The sequence below is a fragment of the Curvibacter lanceolatus ATCC 14669 genome, from assembly GCF_000381265.1.
GTDB classification, from domain to species: Bacteria; Pseudomonadota; Gammaproteobacteria; order Burkholderiales; family Burkholderiaceae_C; genus Curvibacter; species Curvibacter lanceolatus.
In genome coordinates, this window is sequence record NZ_KB906270.1 from 64,658 (window position 1) to 80,708 (window position 16,051).

Here is a 16,051-nt window from a genome sequence, read left to right on the forward strand (position 1 = left end):
TGGGTGCCGAAAAAAAGCCCGCCACCCTTTCGGGTGCGGGCTTGATTCAGTCTGCGGCTGTGCTGCGCGATCAGTTGCCGTAAGGCGATTTCACCGTGTTCACGGGCAGGGCTTGCAGGCCCGAGTAGGGTTGCAGCGCGTAGCGCAGGTAGATGCCACCGATGAACTGACGGTAATCGCGGGCATTGTCCAGCGCCAGCTGGCCACCCACAAACAATTGCGGGTGCATCTGGAACTCCATGGCCGCACCCAGGTTGTAGCCCAGGCCGGTCTTGGTCTGGCCCGGGTACACGGCGCCGGTGGCCGTGGAACCGGCGGTGCCAAAGGCAAAGGCGTCGTTGGCGGCCTGCACGGCGGCCGCCTGGCGTGATGAGCTGGTCGGGTAGTAGGCGGCAGCTTCCTCCCGGAAGGTCTGCACGCCCAGAGATCCCTTGAGTTGGTAGGAGAACCGATTGCTGCGCTGGGCCCATTCCAGAGGCACGCTGAGCGACAGGAAGCGTTGCGGGCTGAAGTAGCCACCATGCCCGTAGGTGAAGTAGCGCAGGTTCTTGTCGTAGCTCAGCGCGGTCACGTTCAAGCCCGTCGTCAGCGACGAGTTGGCGCTGCGGTCCAGGCGCCAGTACAGACCACCGCCGCCCTCCACGCGGGTGTTGGTGGCCACGTTGGTGCCGGTCAGGCCGTACAGCGAACCGTAGGTGTACAGGCCGAAGTCACCGCTTTCCCAGTTCAGGTCCAGGCGTCCGCCGGTGGAGGACACGCCACCCCAGTTGTCGCCGCTGCGCGGGTCTTTGGTGCCGGCGAAGGACAGCAGGCTGTCCGTCACGGGGCGGCGCGAACCGTCCACGACCAGGGTCAGCTCGTCGTTGAGCGGGATGCGGTACTTCACGCCCCCGGTCACGTCGGACTTGTTGAAGCCCAGCGGCGTGGTGCCCACGTCCATTTTCAGGTTGGCCGACTCGTAGCCCACACTCAGCCCCACCCCAGAGGCGCTCTGGCCTCCAGCGGAGCGATCGGGCAGGGCCAGCGAGCTGACTGGCCCCCCGCCGAAGCGGCTGAGGGTGCCGTAGTCGAGGTCGGGCGTGCCCGCGTTCAGCGAGGTGGGGGTGATGCCCAGGGTCATCTTGCCGTCGCCAGCATCGAACTTGAGTTGCAGGGGGGCTTCGATGTCGGTCAGCTGGCTCAGGCCGGATTCACCCTGGCGCACACGGGCCACCAGGCCCAGCGACACCACGGGAATGCGGTCTTGACGGATGTCGTTGAGCTCGTCCAGGGCCGCACTGCGCGGGCGGCCGCTGGTGGCGGCCGACAGGCTGGTGGCCTGCGCAATCTGGCTGGGTTGGGCGAAGCCGTTGTTGGCCGGGGCCGGGGCCCAGGCCGTGGCATTGCTCGGGGCCGGCGGCACGCTGCCGCTGTAGATGGCGGCCGGCTCGGGAATCGGCTGCGCGGCGTAGATCGGAGCCACTGCCGTGCTGGCGGGCACAGGCTGGCTGCGCGAATAGGTGGCTGCGGCGGCCTCGGCCGGGCTGATCAGGCTGTTGCCGCCCTGCTGGGTGGCGACCCGGTCGGCGACATTGCGGCTGCTGGCATTGCCTGCATTGCCTGCATTGCCCGCACTGCCGACGTTGCGGCTTCGGCTGCCGATGGCCGGCTCGGTGTTGCTGACCCCATTGCGTGTGCTGACCGCGGTGCTCGTCGGGGCGGCACGTTCGTTCACGCTGCTGCTGGAGGGCACCACGGTGCCCAGCGGGGCGGGCTTGTAGGTCTGGGTCTGGTAGTTGTTGGGGTTGGGGGCTTCCGCGACCAGGGCGGGAGCCGTGCCGGCACCGGTGGGCGGGTAGGTTGACAGGTTGGAGGCCGCGCCTGCGCCGACTGTGTTGCGTGCAGCACCAGCGGGTTCGGGGATCAGCGTGGCTGCGCGCGGCGTGGCCACGACGGCAGGGGGCGTGCCCAGTGCGGCCACCGGAGCAAAGCGCAGGGGTTCGGCGACCGGGGCCATCGAGCTGGGGCCATACGAGGTGCCCACTGGCACGGCGGTGGGCATGGCCCCCGGTGTCAGCGGGGCAAAGGGCTGGCGTTGCGGCTGGTTGCTGCGGTTGGCAAAGGGGTTGGACGAACGGGCCTGTACCAGGGCACCGCTGGCGGCGAGTTGGGCGTTGCGCTGTTGGTTTTCAGCCGCCACGGCGGCGGTGAAATACTCGGTGGCCTTGCTGGTCTTGCCCTGGGCCCGGTACAGGCGAGCCGCTGCAGTCAGCACCTCGGGGTTGTTGGGCGCACGCACCAGGGCGATCTGGATCGCCGATTCGGCATAGGCGTACTCTTTGGCCGAGATGGCCAGCGAGGCCGCCGGCAGCAGCAGTTGCAGGTTGTTGGGGTCTTTTTCGAGCAGGCGGTTGTACAGGGTGATGGCCTGCACATAGTCGTTGTTGGCCGCGTACATGCGGGCCAGCGCGCCCATCACCAACGGGTCATTGGGTCGCTCGGCCAGCACCGGGGCCAGCGTGTCGTAGGCGGCGGCCAGATCACCCGCTTCTCGCAGGGCTTCGGCCTGGCGCAAGGTGTAACCCACGCGCAATTCGTCGAAGGCGGCGCGCTGCTGCAGTGTCATGGGGGTGCCCTGCAACTGGCGCAGGATGCCAGCCAGTTCCACATCCTGCTTGGTCTTGAGCAGGATGGCCGCGTACTGCAGGCGCAGTCCAGGTTCGGGTCGGGCCGAGCGTGCCAGCAACTGGCGGATGGTGGCCATGGCGCGGTTGGCATCACCGGCATCGGTGTAGGCCAGGGCGACCGAGCCGAGCAGTTCGGGGTCTTGCCCGGTGAACGGCTCGACCTGGGCCAGCTTGGCCAGCGCTTCAGCCTGGCGGCCTTGCAGGGCCAGGGCCGAGGCGCCGTCGGCCTGCACATGCACCCACACCCGCTTGTACAGCGCGGCAATGTCACGCGTGCGGTTGGCTTCGGGGACGCGCTCCAGGGTGGCCATGGCACCGGCCCAGTCCTGGGTTTCGGCCGACAGCAGGGCGTGGGCGTACAGCGCCTCAGGCATGTTGGGGTTGGAAATCAGCAGCCCGTCCATGATGCCGCGGGCTTCAGCCTTGGCCCCCAGCTTGATGTACAGGCGGGCCAGGTCCAGTCGCACCCAGGCGTTGGCCGGGTCGTTGAGCAGCGCGTTTTCCAGGGCCACGCGGGCACCGGTGTCGTCACCACGGGCTGCGGCAGCCTTGGCCTGGCCAAGGGCCTGTGTGGCGCGCAGGCGGCCCAGGGCGCCCACTTTCTCTTGCTGGGTCGGGCTCATGCGCTCGACGATGCGCAGGGCTTCGTCAGCCTTGTTGTTCTGGGCCAGCACGCCGACCAGGCCGCGCACGGCATCCGGGTTGTCGGCCTGGCGGGCCAGCACGCGGCGGTAGGTGGCCTCGGCGGCGTCGTACTGGCCTTGCTCGACCAGCACATCGGCCAGGTCGTTCTCGGCCGTGGTTTCCTTGGGGTCCAGGCGCACGGCCTGCTGCAGGGCTTGGCGGGCGGCGTCGAGGTTGCCGTTTTCACGCGCGGTGGTGGATTGGGCTACCAAGGTCCAGTAGGTGGCGCTGTCAAGCGCGCTCTTCCAGCGGCCGGCCTGGCCTTGACGGGTGGCGCGTTCGAGGTAGTCGCGGGCCTGAGAAAAGTTCTCCTGGCGCAGGCGCAGCACGCCAAAGCCACCCAGGGCATCGCCGTCGGTGGGGCGGGCTTCCAGCACGCTGCGAAAACCGGCTTCGGCGGCTTCCAGGTCACCGTCGTCCAGGGCCCGGAAGGCCTCCTGGGTGCGCTTGCGCAGCGGGTCGGCGCCCGGGCCTTCGGGGCTGCGGGCCTGTTTCTGCTGGCGCTCGATTTCGCTCAGGCGGGACTGCACGGCGGCGTCGCCCGGGAAGGCGCGCAGGAACTGCTGGTACAGCGGGATGTCGGCGCTGCGGCTGCCGGTCCAGACCAGCGCTTTGCGCCAGCTCTCGATGGCGGCGCTGCCGACATCGGGGTGGCTGGCCAACCGGGCCAGTTGGGCAATGCCTTCGCGGCGGGTGGCATCGCGGTAGGTCAGGTGCTGGGCCAGGGCCAGCGCGATGCGGGCGTCGTCGGGTTGTTCTTGGGCCAGTTGTTCCAGGCCTTTGCGGGCCGACTCCCAGCCTTGGGCGGTGCCGCCCAGGGTCTGGTAGTACTCCAGGGCCAGCGGGCCACGCGGGGCCTGGCCGCCCAGCGCGTTCTGGTAGGTGCTGACCGCTTCGGCCGGCTTGCCGGCCTTGGCCAGTTCGCGTGCGTTCTGCAGTTGCGGCCCGTTGCGCATCACGTTGATCGACTGCTCGATGTTGGCCAGACCCGGGTAATTGGGGGCAGCCTTCTTGAGCTGCGCGACGTACTTGGCGGCTTCGTCAAAGCGCTTGTTGCTGGCTTCGACCACGGCCATGCCGCCCAGCGCCTCGGGCTGGCTTGGGTTGAGCTTGAGCAGCTTCTGCCAGGCTTCTGCGGCGCGTTCGGTGTTCTCGCGCGATTGCCAGTACTTGCCCTGCTCCAGCAGGGCCTTGACAGCGGGTTCCTGGGCGAACACGGCCGGCACACTCAGTGCGGCCAGCAGGCTCATGGCTAGCGTTTGGTGGCGGTTGAACATGCCTTCTCCCAGCGTAATTGCAGTCTGCCCGTGGGCAGGAATTGGTAGCGTTTCTCGATCCAGCCTGTACCGAACAAACCGAGCACGTGATCGTAATAGGGCAGACGGGCGGCCGGATCAAACAGCCGCGCCTGCACCCGCTTGTGTTGCAGCAGCAAGGCGGTGTTGCGCCCGTCTGTCTGCAGGTAGGGCAGCAGGGCAGCCGCAAAGCCGATCGGGCCCATGCCCTGCACGGCACCGGTACTGGTCTGTACTTTTTCAGGCGGAAACTCGGCCTGCTCGATGGCCTGTGCCATGCCGCCCAGGGCTCGCCGCAGCGGGGTGGCGGCCGGGTCGGCGGGCGCGGTCATGCCGGCCCACAGGTAGGTGCGGATGGCGTCGTAGCTGCCCACGTCACCCGTTTGCGGGTCGGCCACAAAGCCGCCCCGGCCGTTGTCGGCCAGGCGCCAGGCCACCCAGTCGGGCGAGTACCCACGCGGGGCCGTGTCGCTGATCATGCGCACCGTGTTGCCCGCCAGCACGCTCCAGGGGCCCTTGGGGTCGAACTGGGCAAAGCGGCGCAACAGCGGCAACGGCAGGTAGCTGGGGTTGAAGCGCCACAGTTTCTGCTCAGGGAAGCTGAAGCCGACCGGGCCGGGCAGCAGCATCTTCCCGAAGCCGGGCAGGTCGACGAGTTCGTCCTGGATCACCCGCGCCAGCAGCGTGCGGGCATCGGCTTCGTAGGCCGGCTTCTTCCACACGCGGGCGGCCTCCAGCAGGGTGTAGGCCAGCCAGAGGTCGGCATCCGATGCGGGGTTGTTGTCGATCACCCCCCAGGTGCCGTCCTTGCGCTGTCCCCATTGCCAGGCTGGCAGCCGGGCCGCGATGTTGCCACCGGCCAGGTTGGCCACTGTCCAGCGCCAAAGGCGCTCGAAACGCTCGGGCTGGTTGGCGACCAGCGCGAAGAACATGGCATAGGACTGGCCTTCCGAAGTGGAGTGCATCTGGGCGACGTTGAAGTCGACGATGCGGCCATCCTCCTGGGCAAAGCGCTCGTTGAAGCCATCCCATAGCGGCCAGTCGGTGCTGGCCCTGCAACTGGCCGTGGGGGCCTGGCTCTTGCTGGTCTGGGCCTGTGCGGCCAGGGCTTGCCCCCCCAGCAAGACCAAAGGCGCCACGGTCAGTGGCGCCAGGACATGTGTCAGGAAGCTTCGTCGGGGCCCTGCCCCCGAAGGCGTGGGTCGCGTTCGGGAGGGGCTCCAAGGGTTGGCGTGGGGCAGGTTCTGCATGGACCTGAGGATCATCCCTGATTCTTGAGTCGGGCACGTGCACGGGCACGCAGCGACAGGAACAACAGCACGGCGATCAGCAGGGCGGCCAGGATGCCCAGGCCCAGCAGCAACAGCGGGTTGCCGGCGAGGAACCATTGCACCCAGGTCAAGGGGTCCAGGTGGCCGACGTAGTAGCTTTGTTCGGCCACCAGACTGTCCACCTGCTTGCCGCGGATCACCGAGGTGCTGCCCTGGATCTCCTTGACCAGATCGGCGTCGAGCAGGGCGTCGACGATCTGGGTCATGCCTTCGGGGTTGTTGCTGGACAACTGCACCACGCTGCGGCCGGCGCTGACGGGTGACTCGAAGCCGGCGATCACGCCATCGTTGCTGTTGCTGTTGAAGGCCACCTGGTTGCGGCCCGGCTTGGCGCCGTCGCGCTGGCTCGGATCCCACCAGCTGAAGACCCGGTAGGCAAAGTCGGAAATCTTGAAACGGCGCGCGCCGGTCTGGATGTTGACCGGACTGGCATCCGCCCACTGGGTGAGCAGGGGCTGGTTGGAGGCTGAGCCGATCACGACCACATCCTTGCCGGCCAGGGCTTCGACCTGCTTGGGCGCAACCACACTGACGGCGGTGGCCGGGTAGCCGGTGGAGCGGCCGAACACGCCCAGCAGGCTCAGGTAGCTGCTGTAGTCGCTGGTCGTGGGCTTTTCGGGCAGTACCACGGCGGTTTCGGACAGGTCGGCCAGGCGGGTGAACGGAAAGCCGCTGTTGCTGAAGGCGGCCAGGTCGGGCATGGCCAGGAAGTGCGAGAAGCCGGAAATATCAACCGTCGAGTCGGGCTCGACCGTGCCCCGCACGTTGTCCAACACCACGTCCTTGCACGAGCCTTGTTTGACCATGTCGTGGAAGTAGTGGAACTGCAGCTGGGTCTGGGCTGGCAGTTTGAACAGCGGGATGTGGAACTGCTCGCGGGCCGGGATCAGCTCGCCGGTCGGCAGCACACTGTCCACCACGCGTTCCACGGTGCCCGGGGTTTCGTGGCTGATGGCCAGCAGGGGCAGCGAACGCAGGAACTGCTGGTTGACGTTGATGTTCAGCGTCGATTTGTCCAGGTTTGGGCGTGGGGTGTAGCGGTACTTCAGGTCGACCGGAATACCCTTGGTGCGCCAGCTGAACAGGTCGGGCGGCAGGTGGAAGTTGACGCGGATCAGGTCGGGAGAATAGCCCGAGACGTTGAGGTTTTCCTCTTGCACCAATTCGCCGAATTTGACGGGGCGGTCGCTGGCCAGCCAGTTGGGCGCGTCATAAGGCTTGCGTGGCTTGAGCTCGGTCAGGCTGGTGATGGTGGCCACCTGGCCCGACAGGGCTGGCGAGCCCACCGCCACGGCATTGGCCGCGATCTTGAGTTCCTTGCCGTCACGGCCCATCACCAGCAGCAGCTTGGCGGTGGCGTCGTTGGGGTTGGGCACCATGGCCACCGTGGGGCCCTGCAGGGCCGGCAGGCTCAGGCCCCCCGGGATCTGCTGGTTGCCGACCGCGAACACGATGGCGTTGCCTTGGGCTGGAATCTGATCCTGCATGGCCGGGAAGCGTGCGCCTCGGTAGCCGGCCAGGGCGCCAAACCAGGACGACAGTGCGCCGGCGGCCTCCAGGGTGGACGCGGCGGGCGTGCCAGCAAATACCATGGGCAGGGCCAGTGGCAGTGCGTCGCGGCGGTCGAAGAAAGGCTGGGGCAGCAGGGCCAGGTCATTGGCCTGGGCAATGGGGGTGAGCGTCAGCTCCAGCACGCTGTCGTTGCCCACATTGGCCCACAGGCTGGAGTGCGTGGGGTCTTCGCAGTCGCGCGTGTAGTGGCCGATCAGCTCCAGGTTGAGTCGGTTGAACTCGGTGATCAGGCGCGGCGGGATGATGACTTCACGCTGCAGGTTCTGACCCGCCTGTTCGGTGGGCACGGGGATCGTGGCGGCCACCTGCTCGTTGATCATCACGTTGATGTGCGAGAGCTGCGGGATCAGGGACGGCGAGTAGGCGTAGTTGATCTTGAGCTTGGCGCCGGTCACCACCTGGTCAGCCCGAATGCTGAAGGTCACGCCACTGTTGCCGCGGATGCCACGCAGTTGCAGTGGGAACAGGGCCCCGAGTTGCTTGAGCGAGAAGGTGGCCGTGCGCGCGTTGGCCAGCCGTGCGCCTGGGGCATCGCCTGCTTCCGCCGCGGTCTCGGTGATGATGCGCCCCGCCCCCCCTGCGTCACGGGCGGTTGCCGCGGCCCGTGCCTTGGTGGCCGCCTCGGCGGGCTGCAGACCGGGCGCGGCCAGCAGCAGTGCAATCGCCAGGATGACCGGTTGCAGGGGCACGCGGTGGGCGGCGCGCAGAGAGAGGGCTTGAGAGGTGGAGTTCTTCATGATCTGTGGGCGTAAGGTCACTTGGCGTTGGAGGTCCGGCGCAGGCGCAGCGACTTGACGATGTTGCTCGCCAATTCATTGATGCCGCGCACACCGATGGCGAGCACGCCGCCGAGGGAGCTGAGGGGTTTGTCCTGCTGGCGCTGGCCCCACGTGCTGACCCAGGCATCGGCGCGGGAGAAGGTCAGGGCCGCCAACTCGGCTTGCTGGGCCAGGCTCAGGTTGTCGAAGCGCACCCCCAGCCGGCCCTTGCCGCCGAAGGTGACGACCGCAGGGAAAACCCCCTCCTCGTCCGAACGGAACAGTGACACATGCAGCCTGGTGCCGGTGGGGATCTGGACCCCGTCCGGCACGGTCAGGCCCAGGCCCTGTTGCGAGAAGTCGTCGGTCTGGCAGGTCAGCACCTTGCCGTTGTCCAGGCGGATCGCGGCGGGCAGTGCGGCCGCCACACGGGGCGTGACCCGCACCTGGCGGCTTTCGCTGGCCACGGCCAGGCTGGCACTGGACAGCACGATGTTGTAGGCCGTCCACAGCATGTTGATGAACAGGGTGGTGATCTCGGGGTTGTCCTGAAAGACCATCTGCCACACGCCGATGGCGAAGCCGAAGAGGTTGGCAATCAGCAACACCAGGTAAGGGCGGGCGATGCCCCAGTCAAAGTAGGCCTCTTCGATCACGCCGCCTTTGGCGGTCACGTTGAACTTGCCCAATTTGGGGTTGATGAAGGCCATCAGCACCGGGCGCATGATGTACCAGGCCAGCACGGACTCGTACACCTCATTCCAGAAAGAATAGCGGTAACGGCCCTGGATGCGCGAGTTGGTGATGCTGGCGTGGGCCAGGTGAGGCAGGGCGTAGGCCGAGATCATCAAGGCGGTGGCCTGGAACACGTGGGCCCCGAACAGCAGGTAGGCCAGCGGCGCGGTCAGAAAGATCAGTCGCGGCAGGCCGTAGAAGAAATGCAGCAGAGCGTTCAGGTAGCACAGCCGCTGGCCGAACTTGAGGCCAGGGCCGAACAGGGGGTTGTCGATGCGCCCGATCTGCGCCATGCCCCGCGCCCAGCGGATGCGTTGTCCGATGTGGCCCGACAGGCTCTCGGTGGCCAGGCCGGCCGCCTGAGGGATTTCGAGGTAGGCCGTGTTGTAGCCCTTGCGGTGCAGTTTGAGGGCGGTGTGGGCGTCTTCGGTCACGGTCTCGATGGCCACGCCACCGATCTCCATCAGCGGCGCGCGCTTGATGATGGCGCAGGAGCCACAGAAGAACGAGGCGTTCCACAGGTCGTTGCCGTCCTGCACCACACCGTAGAACAACTCACCCTCGTTGGGGGTGCGGTGGAAGGTATCGAGGTTTTTCTCGAATGGATCGGGCGAGAAGAACACGTGTGGCGTCTGCAGCATCGCCATCTTGTCGTCCTTGAGGAACCAGCCCATGCAGACCTGCAGGAAGGAGCGGGTCGGGATGTGGTCGCAGTCGAAGATGGCCACGTACTCGCCGTCGGTGCTGGCCAGGGCCGCATTGATGTTGCCCGCCTTGGCGTGGCGGTTGTTGCCGCGGATCTTGTAGCCCACGCCCACTTCCTCGCAGAACTTGCGGAAGTCGCTACGTCGGCCATCGTCGAGCACGTAGACCTTGAGGCGGTCGGCTGGCCAATCCAGGCTCATGGCCGAGAACACGGTCTGCTTCACCACATCCAGTGGCTCGTTGTAGGTGGGGATGAACACATCGACGCTGGGCCAAGTCGACAAGTCGGCAGGCAGCGGCACCGGCTTGCGGCCCAGAGGCCAGATGGTCTGGAAATAGCCGATCAGCAGCACGGTGAAGGCATACAACTCGGCGGCCACCAGGCCAAAGCCGAAGAAGGCATCGAGCGGGTTTTCAAACCCCACGGTGTCGGTCAGGCGCCACCAGATGTAGCGTGTGGAGGCCGAGATCGACAGCGTCATCATGGTCAAGGTCGTCACCCGGCCCTTGGTCTTGCGCAGCAGCAGGGCCACGGCAAAGGTGGTGCTCGCAAAGATGACCTGCTCGGTCAGGTCCAGCGGCACGCTGATCACCAGCAGGAACAGCAGAAAGGCCAGGATCCCGGTGGCGTACTGGGCGGCAGGGTGGTTCCAGACCGGGGATTCCGTGACGCTGTTCAGAAAGCGACCCCAGCGTTTGCTGGGGTCGGCCTGGGTGTCTTCGATGGAGCCGGGTGCAGCCGGTCTCGAGGGCGAGGAGGTGCTCATGCGGTGGCGGTCCTGGTGAACAGGCGCTGGGCGATTTTCTCGGCACAGGCCCGGAAGTCATTGGCGGCCTGGCTGCCCGATTCGTAGTCGAGGACGCACAGGTCGTTGGCCAGGGCGTCGCCCACCGACTGATCCTGGTGGATGGTGCCCACCACGCGATCGCCGAAGCTGGAGCGGATCACGTTGGACACGTCCTTGGAGAGCTGTCGGCTGTTGTTGACCTGGTTGACCACATAAAGCGCATCCGAGAAATTCGGCTGGTCTGTGCAGTAGGTCTGCACCAGCCGCTGCATCAGGGGCAAGGCGGCGTAGGAAGCCGCGTCGGCCAGCACCACCACCAGGGCCAGGTGGGCTTCGGCCAAGGCCTGCTTGAGGTAGACCGACGGACCCGGCGGGGTGTCCAGCAGCACCACGGCATCGGGGGGCAGATTCAAGGCCTGCAGGTGATCGCGCAGCCAGAAAAGACGCGTCTCGATCAAGTGCTCGAAGCGGTCACGGTCGTCCTCGTTGACCACCCCGTAGGGCAGCACATACACGCCGGTGCGGCTCTCGAACACCACGCTTTTCCAGCTTTGCTGGGCCAGCGAGGCGCGCGAGATGCCTCTGAGCTCACTGGGGCTGACGCCGAAATGCAGGCCCAGCGCGTTTTGCGGATCCAGATCCAGCACCACCACGGTGCGCCCCTGGCGTGCCAGCGCACAGGCCAGGTTGGCGGTGACGGTGGTCTTGCCGACCCCACCCTTGGACGAGACAACGGCCAGAACCTTCATGCGCCACCTCGCAGGTTCTGCCACAAGGCAGCCAGGCCAGACGGTGAAGGGGGGGCGCGACCTCGGCGCGACCGGCCAGTCGGGCAAAAATGTCCTGCAGCTCTGTGCTCGGTGCGGGGGCGGCAACAGGTGCCGGCGCCACCTGCGCAGCTTGGGCCAGACTGACCAGCGGTGACGTGCTGGCCAGCGCGTTGGGCGTCGGCAGCGGGGAGGGGGGCGAAGTCGGTGCCGCAGGGCTCGAAAACACAGGTGCTGCCACGGGCAGCGCGGCGGGTTCGGGTGCGCGCACAGGGGCCGCCGGCGCGGCCGGTGCCCACATTGCCGGGCTCGCCGCTGCCACCGTGGGTGCCGCGGTCCAATACGTGGGCGCGGAGGCTGGGACAGGGGCGACTGTTGGGGCAGGGGCAAGCGTGGCCTGCGTCACGGCTGCTGCGCCCATCCCGGTGGCGGACGGTGCTGTCTGAACGGGCGTTGAGGGCTGGGCAGGTACCGAGAAAGATGCAGGTGCAGGTGCAGGTGCAGGTGCAGGTGCAGGTGCAGGTGCAGGTGCAGGTGTCGGTGTCGGTGTCGGTGTCGGTGTCGGCGGTGTACCCAATGCCAGTTCGGCCGCGCTCAGGTGCTGGCCGGTTGGCGCCAGCACCTGCACCGGTGGTGCGACGGGGGCAGGGCGGAACTCGATCGGGCCGGTGGTCACGGGGGCTTCGGCTGCGGCCACCCCGGGGGCCGTGGCGGCCGTGGCCTGGCCCAACTCCAGCGCCGACAGCAGTGGCCAGCGCTTCTTGGCCTGCTCGGCTGATTGTTGGCGACTCAACTCCTGGTAGTCGTCAACTTGTCCGCCGAACTGTTGGAACAGGTTGACGATGTCTTCAGATTTGGTCATTGGGGCACTCTTTGACAGGCTTCATGGCCATGGCTGGCTCAACGGCCAAGCCGGAAACTGACGCTGCCCCAGGCGTCTGAGGCCTGGGTCTGGCTGACGACAAGGCCCGGTGCACCCTGCTGGTCAAACCACTGCTGGTAGACCCCTTCGAGAAAACCGGTGGTCCAATCCGTGGCCGAAGCACCGAAGGCCGAAGCCAATGGCGAGCAGAAGTGGGCAATTTCCACATGGTCAGCCTGCTGCACCAGGTTCACCCAGCCCCAGTCCAGGTCTTGCCATTGGCGTGACATGGCCGCTTGCACCCCTTCCAGGGTGGGCTGAGGGGGCAAAGGCAGTTCGGTGGCGAAGCGAAGCCCGATGCGTCGGCTCAGTGCGCGCAGGTCGGCGGGGGGGAGTGCAGCGGCGAATTCAGCTGCCAGCGCATGAAGGAAATGGCGCCACTGGCGAGCACACTGCTGACGTGCCAAATGCTCAGACACGTCTGTCGGGTTACCCGAATTGACATCGCTCATGGCAAAAACCTGTTCTCAAATGTTATTAGGTGTATCCGGCACTGGGACTCTTGTCGATGCCTCGACCCAAATGGTTGCTAAATGTTAACAAAACATCCTGTTGCCACGGTGTGAAATTGGCCACGTTCTGGGCATCAGTCCATATGGCTTTTTTGCTCATTTAGGCGATATGTGATTTTCAATACTGTTTAGTGTTGATTTTCTCTTTTTGTGGGGTCTTGTCGAGCCGGTGACGGGGCCAGTCGGTATCAGGTGCCTTGACTGCGGGAGTTCATCGGCGACGGACCGACCGGTGGTCACCCTTTGCGGGGCGATATGACGCAAGTCAGTGCCCAACTGCTGAGTGCCGCGACGGGTTTTGGTGCAGTGGGTTGTGACGAGCAGCTCTTTCTGCCCGGTCTGGTGCATTTTTCCTGGCATGGATTTAGCTTTGGGTTCTCTGAAATTGACCATTTGGTTAGGTTTTGGATTGCCCCATGTCGTCTGTTCTGATCGAAACACCTGCTGCCCCCCAGGCCGTCGTGCCCACGGCGCGCCGCGCTGTGGAAGTGCGTGCCGCCAGCGTGATCTACCCGGCCGCCGACGCCCCCGTGCGGGCGCTGCAGGAGGTGGACCTCACCATCGCCCAGGGTGAGTTTGTCTCGCTGATCGGGCCCTCGGGCTGCGGCAAGACCACCTTGCTGCGCGTGATCGCCGATCTGGAGCCGATTTCGGGCGGCGAGGTGCTGGTCAATGGCGTGAGCCCGCGCGAGGCGCGCCAGGCCCGGGCCTATGGCTATGTGTTCCAGGCGCCGGCCCTGTTCCCGTGGCGCACTGTGCTGGCCAATGTGATGCTGCCGCTGCAGATCCAGGGGCGGGCCAAGGACGAGGCCCTGGCGGTGGCGCGTGAGCAATTGGGGCGGGTGGGCCTGGCCCAGTTCGAGAACAAATACCCCTGGCAGTTGTCGGGCGGCATGCAGCAGCGGGTGTCGATTGCGCGGGCCATGGCCTTCGAGCCGCGCATCCTGATGATGGACGAGCCCTTTGGCGCCCTGGACGAGATCACCCGCGATGGCCTCAACGAGCAGTTGCAACAGCTGTGGTGCCGCGAGCGGCGCACGGTGGTGTTTGTCACCCACTCGATTTCCGAGGCGGTGTACCTGTCCACGCGCATCGTGGTGATGTCACCGCGCCCCGGCCGCATCGTGAAGGTGATCGAGTCGCGCCTGCCCGATGAGCGCCACCTGGGCCTGCGCGATACGCCCGAGTTCATGCAGATGGCGCACGAAGTGCGGGAGGCACTGGCCGATGGGCACCACTGACGCAAGGCGGGGCGGCTCGGTCGGGCCGGTGGCGGTGATCGTGGCGGCCATCGTGCTGCTCTGGTACGGCCTGGCGGTCTGGCTGAATGCCCCCGGGGCCATCGAGCGGGTGCTGAATCCGCGCGGCGCCTGGGACTGGACCGATCTGGTTCAGACCACCTGGGCCCTGCAGCGCCCGGTGCTGCCCGCGCCGCACCAGATTGCGCTCGATTTCTGGTCCAGCCTGGTGGACTGGCCGCTGGATTCACCGCGCAACCTGATGTTCCATGTCTGGGTGACCGGCCAGTCGACCCTGTTGGGCTTTGTCATGGGTACGGTGCTGGGCGGGGTGCTGGCGGTGCTGATCGTGCATTCGCGCACCCTGGACCGGGCCTTGCTGCCCTGGGTGGTGGCCTCGCAGACCATTCCCGTGCTGGCGATCGCACCCATCGTGCTGGTGATCCTGGGCAGCCTGGGCTTCAGCGGGGTGCTGCCCAAGGCGGTGATTGCGATGTACCTGTGCTTTTTCCCGGTCACGGTGGCGGCGGTGCAGGGCCTGCGCTCGCCGCAGCGCATCGAGACCGAGTTGATGCACACCTACGCGGCCAGCCGCTGGCAGGCCTTGTGGCTGCTGCGCCTGCCGGCTGCCTTGCCCTTTGTGTTTCCGTCGCTCAAGGTGGCGATTGCCGCCGGCCTGGTGGGGGCCATGGTGGCGGAGTTGCCCACCGGGGCCCAGGCCGGCCTGGGGGCACGGCTGCTGACCGGCTCTTACTACGGCAACACGGTGCAGATCTGGTCGGCCCTGCTGATGTCGGCCCTGCTGGGCCTGGCCCTGTCGGGCGCGATGGCGGGCCTGGAGCAATGGGTTTTGCGCAACAGGAGGCGCTCATGACAAGCAGTGCAAGCCCCGAAAAAATGCGCCAGGCCGGGCAGTTCACTGCCGTGGCCGCGCTGGCTTTTTGGCTGCTGTGCGGGCTGCAGCCGCTGATGGTGCTGGAGGCCGAGGGTGCGGCACCGGCCATGCAATCGCTGCTGGCCCAGCCTGCGGGCTGGCTGGCGGCCTTGCTGGGCGTGCTGGCCGCTGTTCTGGGGCTGCGCCCCAGCGGCCGTGGGGCCTCGCTGGGCCTGAGCGCTCTGGCCGGGCTGGCCGCCATCGGCTGGTTGCAACTGCCGCCGGCCCAGGCGGCCGCACCGGCCGCGGCCGGCTTCTGGCTGGGGGCTTTGGGCCTGGGCGCGTTGGCGATTTTGACCATCCAGCGTTGCGCGGCGCTGGAAGGGCGGCGCTTCGATGCGGCGCTGGCGCCGCTGCTGTTCGGCCTGTGGGTGCTCTATGCCTGGCAGTTGCTGACCGTGGCACTGGAGGTGCCGCGGGTGCTGCTGCCGCCGCCAGCCTTGGTGCTGCAGGCCTTGTGGACCCATGCGGCCACCCTGGGTGGTGACTTTGTGCAGACCGTGCTCAAGGCGGTCGTGGTCGGCTGGCTGCTGGGTTCGGGCCTGGGTTTTGCCGTGGCGGTGGCGATCGACCGCCAGCCTTTCTTGCAGCGTGGCCTGCTGCCGATTGCTTCGCTGACCAGCACCGTGCCCCTGGTGGGGGTGGCGCCGATTGCAGTGATGTGGTTTGGCTTTGACTGGCCGTCCAAGGCGGCGGTGGTGGTGCTGATGACCTTCTTCCCGATGCTGGTGTCCACGCTGGCCGGGCTGCAATCGGCGGGCCGCCTGGAGCGTGAGCTGATGCACAGCTACGCCGCCAGCTATGGCCGCACGCTGTGGAGCCTGCGCCTGCCGGCGGCTTCGCCCTTTGTGGTGGGGGCGCTGAAGGTGAATGCCACGCTGGCCCTGATCGGTGCCATCGTGGCCGAGTTCTTCGGCTCGCCCACGGCCGGGCTGGGCTTTCGCATCTCCACCGAGGCGGCGCGCATGAACATGGCCCTGGTGTGGAGCGCGATCGCGGTGGCGGCGGTCACCGGCTCGCTGGCCTACGCCTTGCTCGTGCGCCTGGAGCGCCGGGTGGCGTTCTGGCATCCCTCGGTGCGGGGCTGAGGCGGCCAGGCCGGCTGCGCATCGCTTGTTTGTTTGTTCTGTGTTCTTTCACCCCT

General features: G+C 66.8%; 9 protein-coding genes and 1 pseudogene. 3 read left to right on the forward strand and 7 right to left on the reverse strand.

Annotation, left to right across the window (positions count from 1 at the left end; translation table 11 throughout):
* Window positions 1-70 precede the first annotated feature (70 nt).
* The 7 genes and pseudogenes from F624_RS0124150 to bcsD all read right to left on the reverse strand — a co-directional run bounded on the left by F624_RS0124150 (window position 71) and on the right by bcsD (window position 12,675).
* Window positions 71-4,627 carry a cellulose synthase subunit BcsC-related outer membrane protein gene (locus F624_RS0124150; RefSeq protein ID WP_031256122.1) on the reverse strand — a complete coding sequence of 1,519 codons (4,557 nt, stop codon included), beginning with the start codon at window positions 4,625-4,627 and terminating at the stop codon, window positions 71-73.
* Window positions 4,603-5,784 (reverse strand): cellulose synthase complex periplasmic endoglucanase BcsZ, encoded by a 1,182-nt coding sequence (gene bcsZ, locus F624_RS0124155; RefSeq protein ID WP_245573729.1) that lies wholly within the window; start codon window positions 5,782-5,784, stop codon window positions 4,603-4,605. The genes F624_RS0124150 and bcsZ overlap by 25 nt, the downstream gene beginning before the upstream one ends.
* 122 nt (window positions 5,785-5,906) lie before the next feature.
* The gene (gene bcsB, locus F624_RS0124160; RefSeq protein WP_019576953.1) at window positions 5,907-8,285 is read right to left on the reverse strand and encodes a cellulose biosynthesis cyclic di-GMP-binding regulatory protein BcsB; all 2,379 of its coding nucleotides are present in this window, start codon (window positions 8,283-8,285) and stop codon (window positions 5,907-5,909) included.
* A 17-nt stretch (window positions 8,286-8,302) separates the two neighbouring features.
* Window positions 8,303-10,513 (reverse strand): UDP-forming cellulose synthase catalytic subunit, encoded by a 2,211-nt coding sequence (gene bcsA / locus F624_RS0124165; protein ID WP_019576954.1) that lies wholly within the window; start codon window positions 10,511-10,513, stop codon window positions 8,303-8,305.
* Window positions 10,510-11,283: a cellulose biosynthesis protein BcsQ gene (gene bcsQ / locus F624_RS0124170; protein ID WP_019576955.1), complete on the reverse strand. Its 774-nt coding sequence runs from the start codon at window positions 11,281-11,283 to the stop codon at window positions 10,510-10,512. Before bcsQ ends, bcsA begins: the two co-directional genes overlap by 4 nt.
* 742 nt (window positions 11,284-12,025) lie before the next feature.
* Window positions 12,026-12,163, reverse strand: a pseudogene (gene bcsP, locus F624_RS36545) (cellulose biosynthesis protein BcsP); the annotation flags it as partial.
* A 38-nt stretch (window positions 12,164-12,201) separates the two neighbouring features.
* Complete coding sequence (gene bcsD, locus F624_RS0124180) at window positions 12,202-12,675, reverse strand: cellulose biosynthesis protein BcsD (RefSeq protein WP_019576957.1); 474 nt, start codon at window positions 12,673-12,675, stop codon at window positions 12,202-12,204.
* Between the two features lie 476 nt (window positions 12,676-13,151).
* Here bcsD and F624_RS0124185 point away from each other — a divergent pair, with 476 nt between their 5' ends.
* The 3 genes from F624_RS0124185 to F624_RS0124195 are packed head-to-tail and all read left to right on the forward strand — an operon-like array spanning window position 13,152 to window position 15,995.
* Window positions 13,152-13,976 carry an ABC transporter ATP-binding protein gene (locus tag F624_RS0124185; RefSeq protein WP_019576958.1) on the forward strand — a complete coding sequence of 275 codons (825 nt, stop codon included), beginning with the start codon at window positions 13,152-13,154 and terminating at the stop codon, window positions 13,974-13,976.
* Window positions 13,963-14,847: an ABC transporter permease gene (locus F624_RS0124190; protein ID WP_031256123.1), complete on the forward strand. Its 885-nt coding sequence runs from the start codon at window positions 13,963-13,965 to the stop codon at window positions 14,845-14,847. The genes F624_RS0124185 and F624_RS0124190 overlap by 14 nt, the downstream gene beginning before the upstream one ends.
* Window positions 14,844-15,995, forward strand: coding sequence for an ABC transporter permease (locus F624_RS0124195; protein WP_245573730.1), 1,152 nt, complete (start codon window positions 14,844-14,846; stop codon window positions 15,993-15,995). The genes F624_RS0124190 and F624_RS0124195 overlap by 4 nt, the downstream gene beginning before the upstream one ends.
* The last annotated feature ends 56 nt before the right edge of the window (window positions 15,996-16,051 follow it).